The 20567-nt window shown below is 52.2% G+C and carries 3 protein-coding genes; all 3 read left to right on the top strand.

The window, feature by feature from the left end; genetic code table 11:
- The first annotated feature begins 1310 nt into the window (after window positions 1–1310).
- The 3 genes from ACOJUO_RS17415 to ACOJUO_RS17405 all read left to right on the top strand — a co-directional run bounded on the left by ACOJUO_RS17415 (window position 1311) and on the right by ACOJUO_RS17405 (window position 19984).
- Complete coding sequence (locus tag ACOJUO_RS17415; RefSeq protein WP_422137636.1) at window positions 1311–9986, top strand: hypothetical protein; 8676 nt, start codon at window positions 1311–1313, stop codon at window positions 9984–9986.
- Between the two features lie 190 nt (window positions 9987–10176).
- Window positions 10177–13692 carry a hypothetical protein gene (locus tag ACOJUO_RS17410; RefSeq protein ID WP_422137635.1) on the top strand — a complete coding sequence of 1172 codons (3516 nt, stop codon included), beginning with the start codon at window positions 10177–10179 and terminating at the stop codon, window positions 13690–13692.
- Complete coding sequence (locus tag ACOJUO_RS17405) at window positions 13601–19984, top strand: hypothetical protein (RefSeq protein ID WP_422137634.1); 6384 nt, start codon at window positions 13601–13603, stop codon at window positions 19982–19984. Before ACOJUO_RS17410 ends, ACOJUO_RS17405 begins: the two co-directional genes overlap by 92 nt.
- Window positions 19985–20567 lie beyond the last annotated feature (583 nt).

Here is a 20567-nt window from a genome sequence, read left to right as displayed (position 1 = left end):
CGACTGATCACGCTTAATTAAACGACATACTTTTTTTATAAAACGGATAAGCAGGTCATTATCCCAGTTCCGAACTACACTACATGGTGCAATTTTTAAGCATTTAAAATACTCTGATCACGCCGGTGAAAAGAGCAAGTATCAAAACCCTTTTGAAAACCATGTAAATCAATCTTTCAGGTGTTATCATGGCAAACTTCCCAATACCCAAGAAGGTTCATGTTGCTCTTGTCGGTCCTGCTAAAGGTTGGGAGCATATTTGGCTAACAATATGGGACAGAGTGAACCCAGGCCATACAATCTACGTTTGGGCTCCCAAGACCTTGATATACAAAAGAATTCTATATTCGCTGCTGTTTTCTGAGAGAATACAACAAACTACTGAAACAGATTATCCCTTTGATATTGTGAGGTTGAGGCATAGCATCTGGCAAAAAATCGATACTTTTATGGGTGAAAACGTTGATGTAGAAAGATTGGATATAATGAGAGCCGATTTTTCAGGCAGTGTAAAGAAGTCGTTTATTGACCAATGGAATAAAACCAAACGTGTGTTAAATACAATTAAAAATTCCATTAGCAGGGCTGTTGTTGAAGAATCCGAGTCTTATTTTGAACGAGAAAACAGTGAGTATATCAAATACACCTTAGGTCTTAAAAAAACTTTGGTAGCCGAAAGAGCTATAGGGTTTTCTCATTTACTCTCTGATGGAGGGGTATATATTGATAAAGGACTGCTACCATCACTGAACGAAGAGCCCTTTAAAAAAAGGGGTGTTTCGCTCACGAGCATATCTGGAATGGGATGGGGCAGGATTGCCAGGGAGCCGCTAGAAAGAGCTAAGGTAAGTGCTCTTTTGCAAAAAATGTACGCAAATGGAATTATTCCTAATCCTGGAGATTATTTTAAGGTAGACGATATAAAACTGCCAAAAGAAGCATTCAATCTAGTTAAAAGAGTCGTAGAAGAAATCAGTATTGGCGATCTATTTAACAAACTGAGTTCTATTGGACTAAACGGATACACCCATCATAAAATACTTTTCAGTAGAGCTTTATTTTCTGAAAATAGGGCTGAAGCTTCATACCTTAATGATTCAATCGAGCCAATAATGTTGGAGGCTCTCCCAAATAACCTACTGCTCCAAAAAGTAATTAAAGAAACCATACTTTTCCACACGCTTTTAGAAAAACTTAAAAAAAATGAAATAATCAAACAAGTACGCATACCACAATTACAGGAGACTTTGAAGGAATTCTATAAAAATAAAGCTGCTGTCTCCAGCGATGAAATCGTTAAAGTATCAATAATGTTAACAGAGCTTTCATATCATAACGGGGATTTTGACTACCAGATTCTCGCCAGTCTAGGTTATGACGCTTTTGAAAGATTAAAAAAGACCCATGCCAGAGCAATTAGCTCAATTACCGAGAAGAATGGTTTCTTAGCGAACAATCCCTTCTATAGCACGATTTCTTATGGCAATGATTCTGACCTGCCAGAACCAAAGTACAAACGAGCATACGACAAGTTCATAATGATTAATCTTCATGACATTCCGGAAAATATAGAAGAATCTTTGAGAAAGTGTTATAGACTTTATAATAATTACCGCATTCAAGATAGCAGCTCTGTTCTGTACGACTTTGTTGAATCTGATGCAATGCAAAGGCAAGAACTTAGTATAATTGCAGGAAAACCATTCAAAAATATTGGCGAAGACACTAAAGTATTCATTACTGGAAGTCTTGATTTCTCTGGTACCGAGTCGAGTGCCGTTAATCACATCAACTCCCGATTCTTAGTGAAAAAGCTATTATCAGTTTTAAGTAAAGTGATCCCTGAGAATACCACCGTACAAAACATAGCATTCTCTTTTGATAACTCCGCACAAGACATTCCAGATGTTGAAGGTGTATTGGCTGCTGGTCAGAGAGATTATGTTATACCTGAAGTTCTGAGGGAGCTGGCTAAAAAAGGTATCCATGCAAATTCAGCTGTTGCAGTTCGGGGATACTTATCCGCAGGCGTTCCACGGCAAACCACCGGTGGTGATCCTAACGGGCCGTCAACCTCAAGAGATGCGCCCGATCCTGAACTCAACCGTATTGTTTTTACCCGGAATGAAGACGACACCGTTACTTACATAGCCAAGTTCGGGTTGGACTCCCTTGACCCTGATAATGAATTTACTCGCAGACCCAACATTGACATTTCCGAATCCATGTTCGCAGATCAGTTGTTCGAATCCGTAGTCGCTGAGAATTCCCAGCGTTCGACCGATCCCAGACTCGCGCCGGATTCAGCTGCAGCTCTTGTCGAAATGATGTATGCCGGTGACAGACACCGGGATGGTTCTGCCTCTGCCGGATCCGAAAACAGAGTGCCCACTTCCACAGGCCGCCGAGAGTTTATCGACAATAGAAAAGATGCCAGCAAATACTCATACTACACAGATTTCCAGGCAGCGATCTATTTTGGATTAGTGCAGCAACCGCCGACTGAAAATGCTGCTTTCATTCATCCGCATGAAACAGAAACCAGGCGTTTGAGAGAAACACTCCAAATGGCGATGCAATCTTCCTCTTACACTGAGTGGCTTGCGCGCTATGAAAGACGTTTTACCAATGATCACATGAATCAGCTTGAGCGGGAGATAGAACACTTCAAAAGTAATGAAGCAAAGGCCAAGGCCTTCGAAAACATCAAAAACCAAGTACAGAAAGGCTCATACTATATTCACAATGTCGATATTGAAACGCCGAAAGGTGCCGCCGAAATTAACGCAGAATTCAAAAATGATTTCGACAACGTACATGTTCTCCCGGTCCCGCCACAAGGGGCTTGTCGCAGGCCTCGAAGATCAGCCGGTGCCGGCAGCTGCGATGCTCGACGCAAAAACCTGGAGTATGCCCTCCGGTTACTTTCCGGCTTCAAAACCCAGCTCCGTCTTGGCAACGACAGGAAAAAAACGGATATCGCCCTGATCAAACCCGCCAACGAAGATGAGCGCTGGCTGCAGAATTTTTTCACCCGGTTTCGTCGCCTGGAAGGCAAGGACGCATTGGCTCACGCCCGGGGCATGCACTCGGTTATTGCCCTGAACGAAGACTCGTTTACCCGCGCTCAACAGCAGATAAAAGACGGCACCCTGAGTGGTCAGCCCCTGTTGCTGAAAGCTACCCCCGCTGCCGGTTATGTGCTGCTCACACCCGATGGCCGGGTTCAGTCGGCCATCGCCGGGGGAGACGGCAACCGCGTCACCGTTCTCGGTCGGCCAGCCAGACTGATTGCCCATGCTTTGACGACACTGGTCGACTTTACCCCGGACCGCTACATCGCCACCCTGACCGTCAGCGATCTTGCCAGCAGCAACCAGTCCCGCGGAATCACAGCCCTGAACGCCCTGAAAACCTTTATGACCCGCTCGCCCACCCATGGCAAACCCCTGGTCGGCAAGCTGATTGTCGAACCCAGAAGTGGCAGCCCCCAGGTTTTCAAACGACTGGTGAAAGATATCCAGCATCTGATGCCGAAGGACCGCCCGGCGATTGAAAGCCTTGTGCTGCGCTCCCCGGGCACCGGACAACCGGAGTACCGGTTGCTTCCCGGCGAAAAGACTGTGCTGAGGTCGCCCCGGCCATCGGATTCAAATCCCCCGCTCCGCTATTTGCCGCCCAGCCACCTTTCGGTTCCGGTGCCGCCCCGGACTGAAGACAGCCTCTCAGGTGTGGCCTCTGAACGAGCCGAATTCAGGCAGCGGCTGCTGGAGTTTGATACCGCCCTGGGGGACATTAAAGCCCGGCACTCACTCGCCGACAGCATGGCTCCCCAACTGGATACCCTTCGTCGGGATGGCCGTGGCTGGCGCATGGACTTTATGGAACCCGATACCCTGATCCGTAAGAACATCCGGTTTACCTCCGGTGCCTTTGATCGCTTCCGGGGCTTTCTCCAGGGGACGGGTCGTCAGGGATTCCGGGTCAAAGGAAAAAAATCTTCCACCAACGGACTGGAAAAGCTCAGGTCTTTTATAGGCCTTTACGACCTGATAGCAGGGCTTTCCCCTGTGGGACACCATTACAAAAATCCCCCGTCTCAGAATATGACGGACACCCAGCAGCAGATTTATACCGGGCGCCAGACGCTTTTTTATACGGCTGTGGCATTGCAAGGGATTGAGATCATCAATCTCGGGCGACAGGGGATCAAGACAATCATCCCGGCCATCCGGTCGTCATTGCCCCCCGGTCAGAAACCACCAAAGCTACCCGATATTTCCGGGTCGGGCAAGTTGCCCGGCGGTCTGAAAAAAGTCGGCAGGCTGGGTAAAAAAGTCGGTCGTTTTGTGCCCATACTGGGTCTCGCCGTGCCGGGAGCCAGTCTCACCCTGACCCTCATTGAGTACGAGAACGAAGAGGACCCGGAAGTCAAGAAACTCATGGAATCCATGGTGACCTTTGAGTGGGTGGATACCTATGTCTCCGTCATTTCAGAGTTCCTCGGGCCAGTCGGGGCATTTATTGACGGGATCATGCACTACGTCAGGGGTATTTTTCAGGAGAACTATAAAAGGAAGTTAAAAAAGCTGGCCTACAAAAAGTTGCAGGATGCTTCGGGTGAGGCTGCCAAATTCTTTGACCTGATCCACGCCCAGCTGGACCCCAAAAGCTTCCTGGCCAACAAGCAGACCCTCAATGCCTTGATGAGCGGGGATGGCAAAAGTCTCCTGCCCCTGAACATCCGGTCTATCAACCTGGTGAGACAGACCCTGACCTACGGTGGCGTCTATTCATTCAAGCCAACCTTAATCGCCGGGAAAAAAGACGACTGGAAACAGAAAAACTGTGAGAAGATACCCTATGTACCCAAGGCTCCTTTACGGCACTGCGCCAGCGACATCAACCGGATCGAATACTCCCCTGACACCTTTAACCTGATCGACGATGCCCTGGCGACATTGTGCCGGACGGAGTCGCGTTTAACCGGGTATCAATGCTCAGACGGGGTATTCCGCAACCTGGGGCAGATGAGCGATAAAAAGGTCATTTTAATGCCTTCTGTACCCCCGTGGGAGGTCAAGCTCCTCTACAGTCCCTTGGACCAGACCTCTCTGGGGAGTGCGCCAGACAGCAGTTCCCCCGGTGCGAAACTTCTGGATGCTGTCAGCGACAGCAAGCTGAAACGGTTATACCAGAAAAAAGTGAAAGACACCCGGTATACCGAGTGCGACGGGCATGGCTCATGTGATGACATCAGCTACGACTATAAATACCTTGGCCAGATGTTCACCCATACCGACAGTTTGAAATACCGTCGGTCAACCAGCAGACTGTATCTCGATAACAAGGATCACGTCGTCGTCTTTCGCGAGGTCTCATCGACATTCTCCCGACTTCTGAAGTATGACGTGTATAGTCCTGAAGGGGCCAACAAAACCTACGCCCTGATATCCAACGGTGAACACACTATCCACCTTCACCCCCAGGGGCAGACGGCCTCTACCTGGGTGTTGAACTACGACGGCAAGCTCCCCTATGCCTGCATTACTGAGCGGGATGACCAGGTACAAAACTGTCGGTCCTGGGTGAGCCTGTCCTATGAAGATAACCGGGACTTCAAGCTGGGTGAGACCCTTTTCCGATTTCCTGAACCAAGACCACACTCCTGGTATGAACAGGCTCCCTCGTATAAAGTCGTGGCCCGGGATCCCAACGCACAGTTTGAGTGGCGGCTGCTGGATCACAAAGTGATTCAACGCTTGTACGACAATGGAGGACTGAATGACGGGCCATCAAGGGCGTCGAAACTGAACAGAATCATGAGCCGTTACACTGCGGCCAGCCGGTTCCTGCCGCTGGAGCTGAAAGACTGCGACTTCTCACCTCAGATCCGTGCACGCTGTATGGCCGGAGCGCCGGACCGGTGGACCACAACCACATCCGGGTGGTCACCCAAAATACCGAACCGGTGGGCGATGAACGGTGCCCTTGACCCACTACCCAAGAGCAATAATCGGCAGAACCCAGCCTGGTTACAGCACCAGCGGGACTGTGACCGACAGGTTAATGAGTATCTCAAGAAACCCTACCGCTGCTTCCCTGGCAAGCTGGGACTGGCCGAAGCAGACTGGGATCAGTTGGGCCGGGTCCTGCTTTGGTACGATACCCTTAACCATCAGGAAATCCGGCTCATTGCTGCCAGCGCCGAGCTGCAACCGGTCCAGCTGCAACCGGTCCAGGGAAACCCGGCTACCGGCTACTATTTTTTTGACTCCGCCAACGGCCAGGTGTTATTTCAGAATAAAGAGGCACTGACCCGGGAAATCAGGCACTTCGATGAGTTGAGTGCCCGCTCGTTTGGCCACCATGTCTCAAAGATAGTGCCGAACAAAGATGAGTCACAATTGCTGGTATTTGATGCCCCCTATTATTACCTGTTGACGGCCAGCCCGTCCGGTCAGCTGGCTCACCAGGTGATTGCGGCAGAAACCCTGGATGGCCAGCTCAGTGTACCCCCTACCCCACCTGCAGTGGCATCTGACACAACGACATCCGACCATGGGCTGATTCCCTTGCAGGATGTCGATAGCTACGGCAGCCGCCGTCTTCTTAGAACCGGTTTTTATGACGACGCCACCCGAAACTATATTACCTTCCTGAGCAGCCTGCTGGATGGCGACATGCCAAACAATAGAAACGACGGAAGCCGTTTACGGACGATCAATGAGCGTGTCCGCAGGGCATTGCGTGAAGAGCACCTGCCGGTCCACAAGGTGGTGGTTCGGGGCCAGACTGTTTACTACATTTTGTTCAGTCGGCACTCCGGCAAACTGTATTACTTCAGCACCGACGTGAATCGCCCCGGTGGTATCCAGCGGCTGAACTCCGGTTTCCATTTGATCCGCCCTGCAGGCGAGAAGCGAGCGCTGGAAAAGGCAGAAGTAAAGGCAAAGATAGCCAGAGTCGGCGTCTTCAGGCATGTGCAGGCGCACTCCGGCAGCCTCCTGGCCGATACCAACGGTGGCTACCGGCTGTGGATACCGGACAAGGCCTGGGATAACACCCGGGTGGTCAGCGAAAACCTGTCGGTGGAGTCAGGACCTTTTAAGAACTGGCAGGTGGAAGCCACCGGGCAGATCGTCGCCAAGTCGAACGATACCCTGAGTGTGCACCAGTTCACCCCCCAGTCTGGCCTGATGGTGGACAGCCTGAACCTGGGCAAGGTAGTCAACCTGATCTTCGCCAAACTGACCATAGAACACCCCGGTACAACCTGGACCACCGCCAGTGCCCGTTTTTTCATCCGTGAGCTCAAGAGTCTGCTGCGAGACCGGCTGAAAGGGGCCCGGGAGGGGTTCTCGGCCAAGGTGGGGCTGGTGCCGCTGAGACCCATCACCGCAATCATCGACCACCCCCTGTTCAGCGCGATCAGGCAACTGGACGTCTGGTACTACCCGGACAGCGACACCCTGCTGGCAGCCAACACCGGTGACCAGTTTGAAGTCATGGTGAACGACGACGGCCAACTGCTCGCCCTGTCGGACACTCGCAAAGAGGAGGCTTTCGAGTTTTTCCGACAGCCTGATCAGGGCGCCAAAGGCCATCCCTTTTGTGGTGAGGCCGCCGCCGCTTCGCTGACCGGGATGCCCAGTGAGTTCGATGACCAAATCTCCGTTCCCTGCCGTTACATGGCTAAGCGTATCGACTTGAGGGGTAGCCACCACTGGGAACACGGTGCCCGGGCGTGGCGCATCCAGACACCGACGGCCCAATACCTGGCTAACCGGGAGCATCTGGCCCTGGTGGCGCTGGACCTCAGCCTGATGGGACCCAGAAACACCACCGGCAGCCTGGTCTACTGGACCCGGCAAGATTTTAACCAGGCCATGGGATCTCTGCCAGCGGGCATACGCCAGAAGGCTGACACCGAACTGATCGCCCTCACGCTGCGCCCTGGCTATTCCCCAACCCAGGTAGCCTGGATGGATTACCGGGGCCGGAGTCCCCGTAAACAAAGACTGTTGTTCGGTTTGCCTGGCAAGGAGCACGGCGTTCAGCAAGTGATTGGCAGCGTCCGGAAGTTCTCGCTCCCTCCGTCAACGAGCACGGTCGTTTATAACCGGAACAACCAGACGCTGTACCGGGTCACCCAAAAGGGTTACCAATCACTGGGCACCTTTGGCAGGGTCGCCGTGATGGCCGAGGGTCTGCTGCTGTCAGGAACCCCCGGAGCCGACAAGATCAAACTGGAAACGTTGCGGCTGGACACTTACTACCAAGAGCAAGAGCATCAGGTGGCCTTTGTCCGGAACGGTACCCGACAGCGGTTCGGGATCATGGTGGAGAGCCAGGGTGGGTCCGACGTGATTAAACTGGATGAGACAGACTTGTCATTTTTTGCCCGAATCCTCATCCATCCCGGCCTGGCTGAAGAAAGCATCACCAAGCACGACAGGGCACAAACCCGCATTGAACTGAATGTATCGGCCTTCCTCTTCCTTGCCTGGCGCCGGGGTCAGAACCTGGTGCTGTCCAACCGGTTTACCACCGGCGATGCCGAGATCGAGATTCAGCAGGTCTGGGCCAGACAGCACGACCAGTTCCTGCAACCCACAACGCTGGTGTTCAATGACCTTGAGCTGTCATTATCCGACCTTGCAGCACGGGTGACGGACTCAGGTCAGGGGGTCGTCCTGCCACTCACGGTGAGCAGCCTCGTCAGGAAGGAACGCCTCCGATTCATCAACGCCACAGCCAGCAACCCCCTGTACATCCAGCAGGACCAACCGGTAAAAATCGTCACCTACCAGGCGATGGACGGGATTAAACTGACACTGGAACCCCTGAACGCCACATACGTCAGACGTCAGGTGTTTATTACCGGCACAGGACAGTGGGGCTGGGAGCCGGGCAGTGTTCAGGTGAGCGGGCCGAAACCCGACAGCGGTTACCAGTCATGGCCGTTTCTGCCCTCCGTGATCAGCTCGTCCGCCGTCGGTAACAGGACAGCGAGACTCTGGGGCAATAGCCGCAGTAATATTCTGTACCTTGGCGCCGACGCCCGACAGTGGTCACTCCGTGGATGGGGCGGTCATGACCTGCTGCTGCTGGGAACCTCAGGCAACATCGCAGCACGGCCAGAAGTGCTGGCAAACCGGGGCGACCAGTGTGACAACCGGAGGCTGGATACGCCCGGCAACAGCAGCCTTTGGCAGGCCATTCTCGACTGGACCCGCCCGCTGGTCGGCGGTGTTGGCAATGACGTCTATGACCTGCGGGCGTGCAGGCCAGCCCGCACAATCGACAGCCGTGGCAAGCATTATGTTCTACTGTCGTCCGGGTCTAAGGCGGATTTACGACGTTTGTCGGGTGATAACAGCACCGCACTGTTCTTTACCGACCTGACCCCGGAACAGGTGGCGTTCAGCCAGTGTAACCCGCAGGCGCAGAGCAATCTCACCCGCAGCAGCAACTTTACCCGCAGCAGCGCTTCCCTGCCATTGGAGAGCCAAACCTTCAGGATCATCAATACCCGCAACAACCAGACAATGGCGCTGGTGAAACCGGAGGTGCTGGCCAGTCTGCACTTTAAAGGTGGACAAGTCAGCCTGAACCCCATGGCTGTAATCACCAGGAATGACAGTACGTCAGCCATGGACGGCAGTGACGGGAGAGAGAATGAAGCCGTGACCTTTCTGAACAAAATCATTCGCAGAGGGCAACGGCTGGTGAATTACCTGTGCAGCCTGGCCGGTGGTGAGAAAAACAACATTGGGTCGGAGAGTGAGCGGCCAGTAGGAACAAGCCTGAATAATACGGAACTTTACCAGCACTACCAGCGACTGGTTCAGGACCTCAGTGCCCTGTCAGGCAATCACAGTAGCGAGAGCCCGTCGTTTATGCCATCGGAAATCAAGGGAATAATGCAGAACCTGACGACTCCGCTAAATTTGACGACGATGGTCAAGGCTGAACAACATTAAAAATTCCCTATCATTAAAATTTAATACGACACTTTTATTTTATATAACTGAAAAGAAGGTCACCTTCTCAATTACGAACTACACTGCACGGTGCAATCTTTGAGCATTTAAAGTCCTCTGAGCACGCCAGTGAAAAGACAAGTATCACCCCCCTCTGAAAACCATGCAGTTCAATCTACCAGGAGTTATCATGCCATCTATAACCAATAAGGTACATGTTGCTATTGTCGATGCTATTGAAGGTTGGGAGCGTATTTGGCTGTCAATATGGGCCTGGGCGAACCCGAACCATGACATCTATGTATGGGCTCCCAAAGCCTTGATATACAAAAGAATTTTATATTCGTTGCTGTATTCTGAGAGAATGCAACAAACGATTGAAACAGATTACCCCGCTGATATTGCGCGGTTGAGGCGTAGTATCTGGCAAAAAATCGATACTTTTATGGGTGAAAACGTTGATGTAGAAAGATTGGATATAATGAAAGCCGATTTTTCAGACAGTGTAAAGAGGTCGTTTACCACCCAATGGAATAAAACCATCAATGTGTTAAATCAAATTCAAAATTCCATTAGCAGGGCTTATGTTAGAGGAGATACTTCTGCTTTTGAACGACAACACAGTGAATATATTAAGTACACCTTAAGCCTTAAAAAAACTGTGATAACCGCAAGAACTATAGGGTTTTCTCATTTATTCTCTGATGGAGGGGTCTATTTTGATAAAGGACTGCTACCAGCACTGAGGCTTGCGCCCTTTGAAAAAATGGGCATTTCGCACGCGCCTGTGTCGGAAGGGGGATTGGACAGTAGTGAGAGAGAGCAGCTAGAAAGAGCTAAGATACATGCTATTGTGCAACATATGTTCAAACGTGGAATCATTCCTGATCCTGACCGTTTTTTCAACACAGACGATATAAACCTGCCACAAGAACAATTAAATCGAATTAGAGCTGCCGTAGAAATAACCAATATTAGCGATCTATTTCATAGACTGAGTAATCGTCAAAATATGAAGTGGGCTAGTAATTCTAAAATATTTTTCGGTAGAAGTATACCTCCTAAAGACGAGATTAGAGCTGGACACCTCGATGATTCAGTCAAACCAATGATGGTGGAAGCTTTCCCAAATAACCCACTGATCAACAAAGTAATCCAGGAAGCCACATTTTTCCATAGTGTTTTAGAAAAATTTAAAAATAATAATGAAATAAGCAAAGAAAGACGCGTAACGGAGATAAACAAGACTTTGAATGAATTCTTTAAATATGAAGATCCTGCCGACAACAAAAAAATCAATGGAATTGCAATCATGTTAGCGGAGCTTTCATATAATAACGGGGATCTTGACCACCGGATTCTCGCTAAACTAGGTTATGACGCTTTTGAAAGAATAGAAAGCACCGATTACGGAGAAGAACCTTTAATCTCCCGAGTTAAGAGCTTCTCAGAGCAAAACCCCTTCTATAGCATGAACTCTGATTCTGACCTGCCAGATCCTGCGCACAGGCGACCATACGACAAGTTCATAATGATTAATATGCCCCCGACTAAGGACGATGGAAAGTCTGCAAGGCAGAGTTATGGAAAATATTATAGGTTTCGCACTCCAGCAGACAAGAACGTCTTGTATGACTTTTTTTATTCTGTTAAAAGGCAAAGACTAGTAATTAAAACAATTTTAGGAACACCATTCAAAAATATCGGCGAAGACACTAAAGTCTTCATTACTGGAAGTCTTGATTTCCCTGATATCGAATCGGATAACATTTATTCTATTCACTCCCTATCCTTAGTGCAAAGGCTATCAATAATCTTAAGAACAGTGATCCCCGAGAATACCACCGTACAAAACATAGCATTCTCTTTTGATAACTCTGCACAAGGCATTCCAGATTCTGAAGGTGTATTGGATGCTGGCCAGAAAGGTTATATTGTACCTGAAGTTCTGAGAGAATTGGCCAAAAAAGGTATCCGTGCAAATTCTGCTGTTGCAGTTCGGGGATACTTATCCGCAGGCGTTCCACGGCAAACCACCGGTGGTGATCCTAACAGGCCGTCAACCTCAAGAGATGCGCCCGATCCTGAACTCAACCGTATTGTTTTTACCCGGAATGAAGACGACACCGTTACTTACATAGCCAAGTTCGGGTTGGACTCCCTTGACCCTGATAAAGAGTTTCATCCCAGACCCGACATTAAAACTCCCGAATCCATGTTCGCAGATCAGTTGTTCGAATCCGTAGTCGCTGAGAATTCGCAGCGTTCAACCGATCCCAGACTCGTGACGGATTCAGCTGCAGCCCTTGTCGAAATGTTGTATGCCGGTGACAGACACCGGGATGGTTCTGCCTCTGCCGGATCCGAAAACAGAGTGCCCACTTCCACAGGCCGCCGTGAGTTTATCGACAATAGAAAAGATGCCAGCAAATACTCATACTACACAGATTTCCAGGCAGCGATCTATTTTGGATTAGTGCAGCAACCGCCGACTGAAAATGCTGCTTTCATTCATCCGCATGAAACAGAAACCAGGCGTTTGAGAGAAACACTCCAAATGGCGATGCAATCTTCCTCTTACACTGAGTGGCTTGCGCGCTATGAAAGACGTTTTACCAATGATCACATGAATCAGCTTGAGCGGGAGATAGAACACTTCAAAAGTAATGAAGCAAAGGCCAAGGCCTTCGAAAACATCAAAAACCAAGTACAGAAAGGCTCATACTATATTCACAATGTCGATATTGAAACGCCGAAAGGTGCCGCCGAAATTAACGCAGAATTCAAAAATGATTTCGACAACGTACATGTTCTCCCGGTCCCGCCACAAGGGGCTTGTCGCAGGCCTCGAAGATCAGCCGGTGCCGACAGCTGCAATGCTCAACGCAAAAATCTGGCGTATGCCCTCCGGTTACTTTCCGGCTTCAAAACCCAGCTCCATCTTAAAGCCGGCAGAGACAAAACGGATATCGCCCTGATCAAACCCGCCAACGAATTTGAGCGCTGGCTGCAAAATTTTTTCACCCGGTTTCGTCGCCTGGAAGGCAAGGACGCATTGGCTCACGCCCGGGGCATGCACTCGGTCATTGCCCTGTACGAAGATTCGTTTACCCGCGCTCAACAGCAGATAAAAGACGGGACCCTGAGTGGTCAGCCCCTGTTGCTGAAAGCTACCCCCGCTGCCGGTTATGTGCTGCTCACACCCGATGGCCGGGTTCAGTCGGCCATCGCCGGGGGAGACGGCAACCGCGTCACCGTTCTCGGTCGGCCAGCCAGACTGATTGCCCATGCTTTGACGACACTGGTCGACTTTACCCCGGACCGCTACATCGCCACCCTGACCGTCAGCGATCTTGCCAGCAGCAACCAGTCCCGCGGAATCACAGCCCTGAACGCCCTGAAAACCTTTATGACCCGCTCGCCCACCCATGGCAAACCCCTGGTCGGCAAGCTGATTGTCGAACCCAGAAGTGGCAGCCCCCAGGTTTTCAAACGACTGGTGAAAGATATCCAGCATCTGATGCCGAAGGACCGCCCGGCGATTGAAAGCCTTGTGCTGCGCTCCCCGGGCACCGGACAACCGGAGTACCGGTTGCTTCCCGGCGAAAAAGACTGTGCTGAGGTCGCCCCGGCCATCGGATTCAAATCCCCCGCTCCGCTATTTGCCGCCCAGCCACCTTTCGGTTCCGGTGCCGCCCCGGACTGAAGACAGCCTCTCAAGTGTGGCCTCTGAACGAGCCGAATTCAGGCAGCGGCTGCTGGAGTTTGATACCGCCCTGGGGGACATTAAAGCCCGGCACTCACTCGCCGACAGCATGGCTCCCCAACTGGATACCCTTCGTCGGGATGGCCGTGGCTGGCGCATGGACTTTATGGAACCCGATACCCTGACCCGTAAGAACATCCGGTTTACCTCCGGTGCCTTTGATCGCTTCCGGGGCTTTCTCCAGGGGACGGGTCGTCAGGGATTCCGGGTCAAAGGAAAAAAATCTTCCACCAACGGACTGGAAAAGCTCAGGTCTTTTATAGGCCTTTACGACCTGATAGCAGGGCTTTCCCCTGTGGGACACCATTACAAAAATCCCCCGTCTCAGAATATGACGGACACCCAACAGCAGATTTATACCGGGCGCCAGACGCTTTTTTATACGGCTGTGGCATTGCAAGGGATTGAGATCATCAATCTCGGGCGACAGGGGATCAAGACGATCATCCCGGCCATCCGGTCGTCATTGCCCCCCGGTCAGAAACCACCAAAGCTACCCGATATTTCCGGGTCGGGCAAGTTGCCCGGCGGTCTGAAAAAAGTCGGCAGGCTGGGTAAAAAAGTCGGTCGTTTTGTGCCCATACTGGGTCTCGCCGTGCCGGGAGCCAGTCTCACCCTGACCCTCATTGAGTACGAGAACGAAGAGGACCCGGAAGTCAAGAAACTCATGGAATCCATGGTGACCTTTGAGTGGGTGGATACCTATGTCTCCGTCATTTCAGAGTTCCTCGGGCCAGTCGGGGCATTTATTGACGGGATCATGCACTACGTCAGGGGTATTTTTCAGGAGAACTATAAAAGGAAGTTAAAAAAGCTGGCCTACAAAAAGTTGCAGGATGCCTCGGGTGAGGCTGCCAAAATCTTTGACCTGATCCACGCCCAGCTGGACCCCAAAAGCTTCCTGGCCAACAAGCAGACCCTCAATGCCTTGATGAGCGAGGATGGCAAAAGTCTCCTGCCCCTGAACATCCGGTCTATCAACCTGGTGAGACAGACCCTGACCTACGGTGGCGTCTATTCATTCAAGCCAACCTTAATCGCCGGGAAAAAAGACGACTGGAAACAGAAAAACTGTGAGAAGATACCCTATGTACCCAAGGCTCCTTTACGGCACTGCGCCAGCGACATCAACCGGATCGAATACTCCCCTGACACCTTTAACCTGATCGACGATGCCCTGGCGACATTGTGCCGGACGGAGTCGCGTTTAACCGGGTATCAATGCTCAGACGGGGTATTCCGCAACCTGGGGCAGATGAGCGATAAAAAGGTCATTTTAATGCCTTCTGTACCCCCGTGGGAGGTCAAGCTCCTCTACAGTCCCTTGGACCAGACCTCTCTGGGGAGTGCGCCAGACAGCAGTTCCCCCGGTGCGAAACTTCTGGATGCTGTCAGCGACAGCAAGCTGAAACGGTTATACCAGAAAAAAGTGAAAGACACCCGGTATACCGAGTGCGACGGGCATGGCTCATGTGATGACATCAGCTACGACTATAAATACCTTGGCCAGATGTTCACCCATACCGACAGTTTGAAATACCGTCGGTCAACCAGCAGACTGTATCTCGATAACAAGGATCACGTCGTCGTCTTTCGCGAGGTCTCATCGACATTCTCCCGACTTCTGAAGTATGACGTGTATAGTCCTGAAGGGGCCAACAAAACCTACGCCCTGATATCCAACGGTGAACACACTATCCACCTTCACCCCCAGGGGCAGACGGCCTCTACCTGGGTGTTGAACTACGACGGCAAGCTCCCCTATGCCTGCATTACTGAGCGGGATGACCAGGTACAAAACTGTCGGTCCTGGGTGAGCCTGTCCTATGAAGATAACCGGGACTTCAAGCTGGGTGAGACCCTTTTCCGATTTCCTGAACCAAGACCACACTCCTGGTATGAACAGGCTCCCTCGTATAAAGTAGTGGCCCGGGATCCCAACGCACAGTTTGAGTGGCGGCTGCTGGATCACAAAGTGATTCAGCGCTTGTACGACAATGGAGGACTGAATGACGGGCCATCAAGGGCGTCGAAACTGAACAGAATCATGAGCCGTTACACTGCGGCCAGCCGGTTCCTGCCGCTGGAGCTGAAAGACTGCGACTTCTCACCTCAGATCCGTGCACGCTGTATGGACAGAGCGCCGGACCGGTGGACCACAACCACATCCGGGTGGTCACCCAAAATACCGAACCGGTGGGCGATGAACGGTGCCCTTGACCCACTACCCAAGAGCAATAATCGGCAGAACCCAGCCTGGTTACAGCACCAGCGGGACTGTGACCGACAGGTTAATGAGTATCTCAAGAAACCCTACCGCTGCTTCCCTGGCAAGCTGGGACTGGCCGAAGCAGACTGGGATCAGTTGGGCAGGGTCCTGCTTTGGTACGATACCCTTAACCATCAGGAAATCCGGCTCATTGCTGCCAGCGCCCAGGTGCAACCGGTCCAGGTGCAACCGGTCCAGGTGCAACCGGTCCAGGTGCAACCGGTCCAGGTGCAACCGGTCCAGGTGCAACCGGTCCAGGGGAACCCGACTACCGGCTACTATTTTTTCGACTCCGCCAACGGCAAGGTGTTATTCCAGAATAAGGAGGTACTGACCCGGGAAATCTCGCACTTCCAGTTGAATGCCAGCTTGTTTGGCCGCCATGTCTCAAAGATAATGCCGAACAAAGATGAGTCACAATTGCTGGTATTTGATGCCCCCTATTATTACCTGTTGACGGCCAGCCCGTCCGGTCAGCTGGCTCACCAGGTGATTGCGGCAGAAACCCTGGATGGCCAGCTCAGTGTACCCCCTACCCCACCTGCAGTGGCATCTGACACAACGACATCCGACCATGGGCTGATTCCCTTGCAGGATGTCGATAGCTACGGCAGCCGCCGTCTTCTTAGAACCGGTTTTTATGACGACGCCACCCGAAACTATATTACCTTCCTGAGCAGCCTGCTGGATGGCGACATGCCAAACAATAGAAACGACGGAAGCCGTTTACGGACGATCAATGAGCGTGTCCGCAGGGCACTGCGTGAAGAGCACCTGCCGGTCCACAAGGTGGTGGTTCGGGGCCAGACTGTTTACTACATTTTGTTCAGTCGGCACTCCGGCAAACTGTATTACTTCAGCACCGACGTGAATCGCCCCGGTGGTATCCAGCGGCTGAACTCCGGTTTCCATTTGATCCGCCCTGCAGGCGAGAAGCGAGCGCTGGAAAAGGCAGAAGTAAAGGCAAAGATAGCCAGAGTCGGCGTCTTCAGGCATGTGCAGGCGCACTCCGGCAGCCTCCTGGCCGATACCAACGGTGGCTACCGGCTGTGGATACCGGACAAGGCCTGGGATAACACCCGGGTGGTCAGCGAAAACCTGTCGGTGGAGTCAGGACCTTTTAAGAACTGGCAGGTGGAAGCCACCGGGCAGATCGTCGCCAAGTCGAACGATACCCTGAGTGTGCACCAGTTCACCCCCCAGTCTGGCCTGATGGTGGACAGCCTGAACCTGGGCAAGGTAGTCAACCTGATCTTCGCCAAACTGACCATAGAACACCCCGGTACAACCTGGACCACCGCCAGTGCCCGTTTTTTCATCCGTGAGCTCAAGAGTCTGCTGCGAGACCGGCTGAAAGGGGCCCGGGAGGGGTTCTCGGCCAAGGTGGGGCTGGTGCCGCTGAGACCCATCACCGCAATCATCGACCACCCCCTGTTCAGCGCGATCAGGCAACTGGACGTCTGGTACTACCCGGACAGCGACACCCTGCTGGCAGCCAACACCGGTGACCAGTTTGAAGTCATGGTGAACGACGACGGCCAACTGCTCGCCCTGTCGGACACTCGCAAAGAGGAGGCTTTCGAGTTTTTCCGACAGCCTGATCAGGGCGCCAAAGGCCATCCCTTTTGTGGTGAAGCCGCCGCCGCTTCGCTGACCGGGATGCCCAGTGAGTTCGATGACCAAATCTCCGTTCCCTGCCGTTACATGGCTAAGCGTATCGACTTGAGGGGTAGCCACCACTGGGAACACGGTGCCCGGGCGTGGCGCATCCAGACACCGACGGCCCAATACCTGGCTAACCGGGAGCATCTGGCCCTGGTGGCGCTGGACCTCAGCCTGATGGGACCCAGAAACACCACCGGCAGCCTGGTCTACTGGACCCGGCAAGATTTTAACCAGGCCATGGGATCTCTGCCAGCGGGCATACGCCAGAAGGCTGACACCGAACTGATCGCCCTCACGCTGCGCCCTGGCTATTCCCCAACCCAGGTAGCCTGGATGGATTACCGGGGCCGGAGTCCCCGTAAACAAAGACTGTTGTTCGGTTTGCCTGGCAAGGAGCACGGCGTTCAGCAAGTGATTGGCAGCGTCCGGAAGTTCTCGCTCCCTCCGTCAACGAGCACGGTCGTTTATAACCGGAACAACCAGACGCTGTACCGGGTCACCCAAAAGGGTTACCAATCACTGGGCACCTTTGGCAGGGTCGCCGTGATGGCCGAGGGTCTGCTGCTGTCAGGAACCCCCGGAGCCGACAAGATCAAACTGGAAACGTTGCGGCTGGACACTTACTACCAAGAGCAAGAGCATCAGGTGGCCTTTGTCCGGAACGGTACCCGACAGCGGTTCGGGATCATGGTGGAGAGCCAGGGTGGGTCCGACGTGATTAAACTGGATGAGACAGACTTGTCATTTTTTGCCCGAATCCTCATCCATCCCGGCCTGGCTGAAGAAAGCATCACCAAGCACGACAGGGCACAAACCCGCATTGAACTGAATGTATCGGCCTTCCTCTTCCTTGCCTGGCGCCGGGGTCAGAACCTGGTGCTGTCCAACCGGTTTACCACCGGCGATGCCGAGATCGAGATTCAGCAGGTCTGGGCCAGACAGCACGACCAGTTCCTGCAACCCACAACGCTGGTGTTCAATGACCTTGAGCTGTCATTATCCGACCTTGCAGCACGGGTGACGGACTCAGGTCAGGGGGTCGTCCTGCCACTCACGGTGAGCAGCCTCGTCAGGAAGGAACGCCTCCGATTCATCAACGCCACAGCCAGCAACCCCCTGTACATCCAGCAGGACCAACCGGTAAAAATCGTCACCTACCAGGCGATGGACGGGATTAAACTGACAGTGGAACCCCTGAACGCCACATACGTCAGACGTCAGGTGTTTATTACTGGCACAGGACAGTGGGGCTGGGAGCCGGGCAGTGTTCAGGTGAGCGGGCCGAAACCCGACAGCGGTTACCAGTCATGGCCGTTTCTGCCCTCCGTGATCAGCTCGTCCGCCGTCGGTAACAGGACAGCGAGACTCTGGGGCAATAGCCGCAGTAATATTCTGTACCTTGGCGCCGACGCCCGACAGTGGTCACTCCGTGGATGGGGCGGTCATGACCTGCTGCTGCTGGGAACCCCGGGAAACATCGCAGCACGGCCAGAGGTGCTGGCAAACCGGGGCGACCAATGTGACAACCGGAGGCTGGATACGCCGGGCAACAGCAGCCTGTGGCAGGCCATTCTCGACTGGACGCGCCCGCTGGTCGGCGGTGTTGGCAATGACGTCTATGACCTGCGGGCGTGCAGGCCAGCCCGCACAATCGACAGCCATGGCAAGCATTATGTTCTACTGTCGTCCGGGTCTAAGGCGGATTTACGACGTTTGTCGGGTGATAACAGCACCGCACTGTTCTTTACCGACCTGACCCCGGGACAGGTGGCGTTCAGCCAGTGTAACCCGCAGAACCTCACCCACAACAACCACTCCCTGCCATTGGATAGCCAAACCTTCAGGATCATCAATACCCGCAACAACCAGACAATGGCGCTGGTGAAACCGGAGGTGCTGGCCAGTCTGCACTTTAAAGGTGGACAAGTCAGCCTGAACCCCATGGCTGTAATCACCAGGAATGACAGTACGTCAGCCATGGACGGCAGTGACGGGAGAGAGAATGAAGCCGTGACCTTTCTGAACAAAATCATTCGCAGAGGGCAACGGCTGGTGAATTACCTGTGCAGCCTGGCCGGTGGTGAGAAAAACAACATTGGGTCGGAGAGTGAGCGGCCAGTAGGAACAAGCCTGAATAATACGGAACTTTACCAGCACTACCAGCGACTGGTTCAGGACCTCAGTGCCCTGTCAGGCAATTACAGTGTCGAGAGCCCGTCGTTTATTCCGTCAGCAAATCGGGGAACAATACAAAGCCTGACGACTCCTCAACCTTTAGCTACGATAGGCCAGAGCTGAACAACATTTACGACGCATTTATTTTTTTATAAATCCAGTCATTGAACTAAGGATGTAAATCAAGCCACTGCGATAGACCGGAAAGATGCGTAGTTTCCGTAAGGAGCATGGTGGAGTTCCGTACTACACTGCAGGATGCGGTTTTTGCGCATTTAGAGCTCTCTGATCACACCGTTGAAAAGTCAGGCATCACACCCGTTCGGGGAACCGTACGGGTTAATCTATCAGGTGTCATCATGCTAATATCCAAGAATATTCATTTCAGTATTGTCGGTCCTGTTAAAGGTTGGGAGTTTAGTATTCTAACAATATGGGCAAGGGTGAACCCGCACCATACCCTCCATGTATGGGCCCCTCAACGTTTGATATACCAAAAAATCCTATATTCGTTGCTGTTATCTGAGATAAAAGCAGAAGCTATTGAAAAAGATTACCCCAGAGGTATTGCTCAGTTGAAACGCAGCATCTGGGATAAAATTGATAGCTTTTTCGGTGAAAACCGTGACATAAATAATTTGGATATAATGCATTCTGTTTTTTCAGATGGTGTAAAGAAGGAATTTCTCACCCAATGGAATAAAAC

The organism is Endozoicomonas sp. ALC020 (genome assembly GCF_049275935.1).
Classification (GTDB): domain Bacteria; phylum Pseudomonadota; class Gammaproteobacteria; order Pseudomonadales; family Endozoicomonadaceae; genus Endozoicomonas_A.
Note: the sequence above shows the minus strand (reverse complement) of the source record. Positions and strands in the feature narration are given on the sequence as shown.

Bases quoted from the DNA above. Each gene is read 5' to 3' on its own strand.
- ACOJUO_RS17410 (WP_422137635.1), top strand. From the start codon at position 10,177: ATGCCATCTATAACCAATAAGGTACATGTTGCTATTGTCGATGCTATT.
- ACOJUO_RS17415 (WP_422137636.1), top strand. From the start codon at position 1,311: ATGTTAACAGAGCTTTCATATCATAACGGGGATTTTGACTACCAGATT.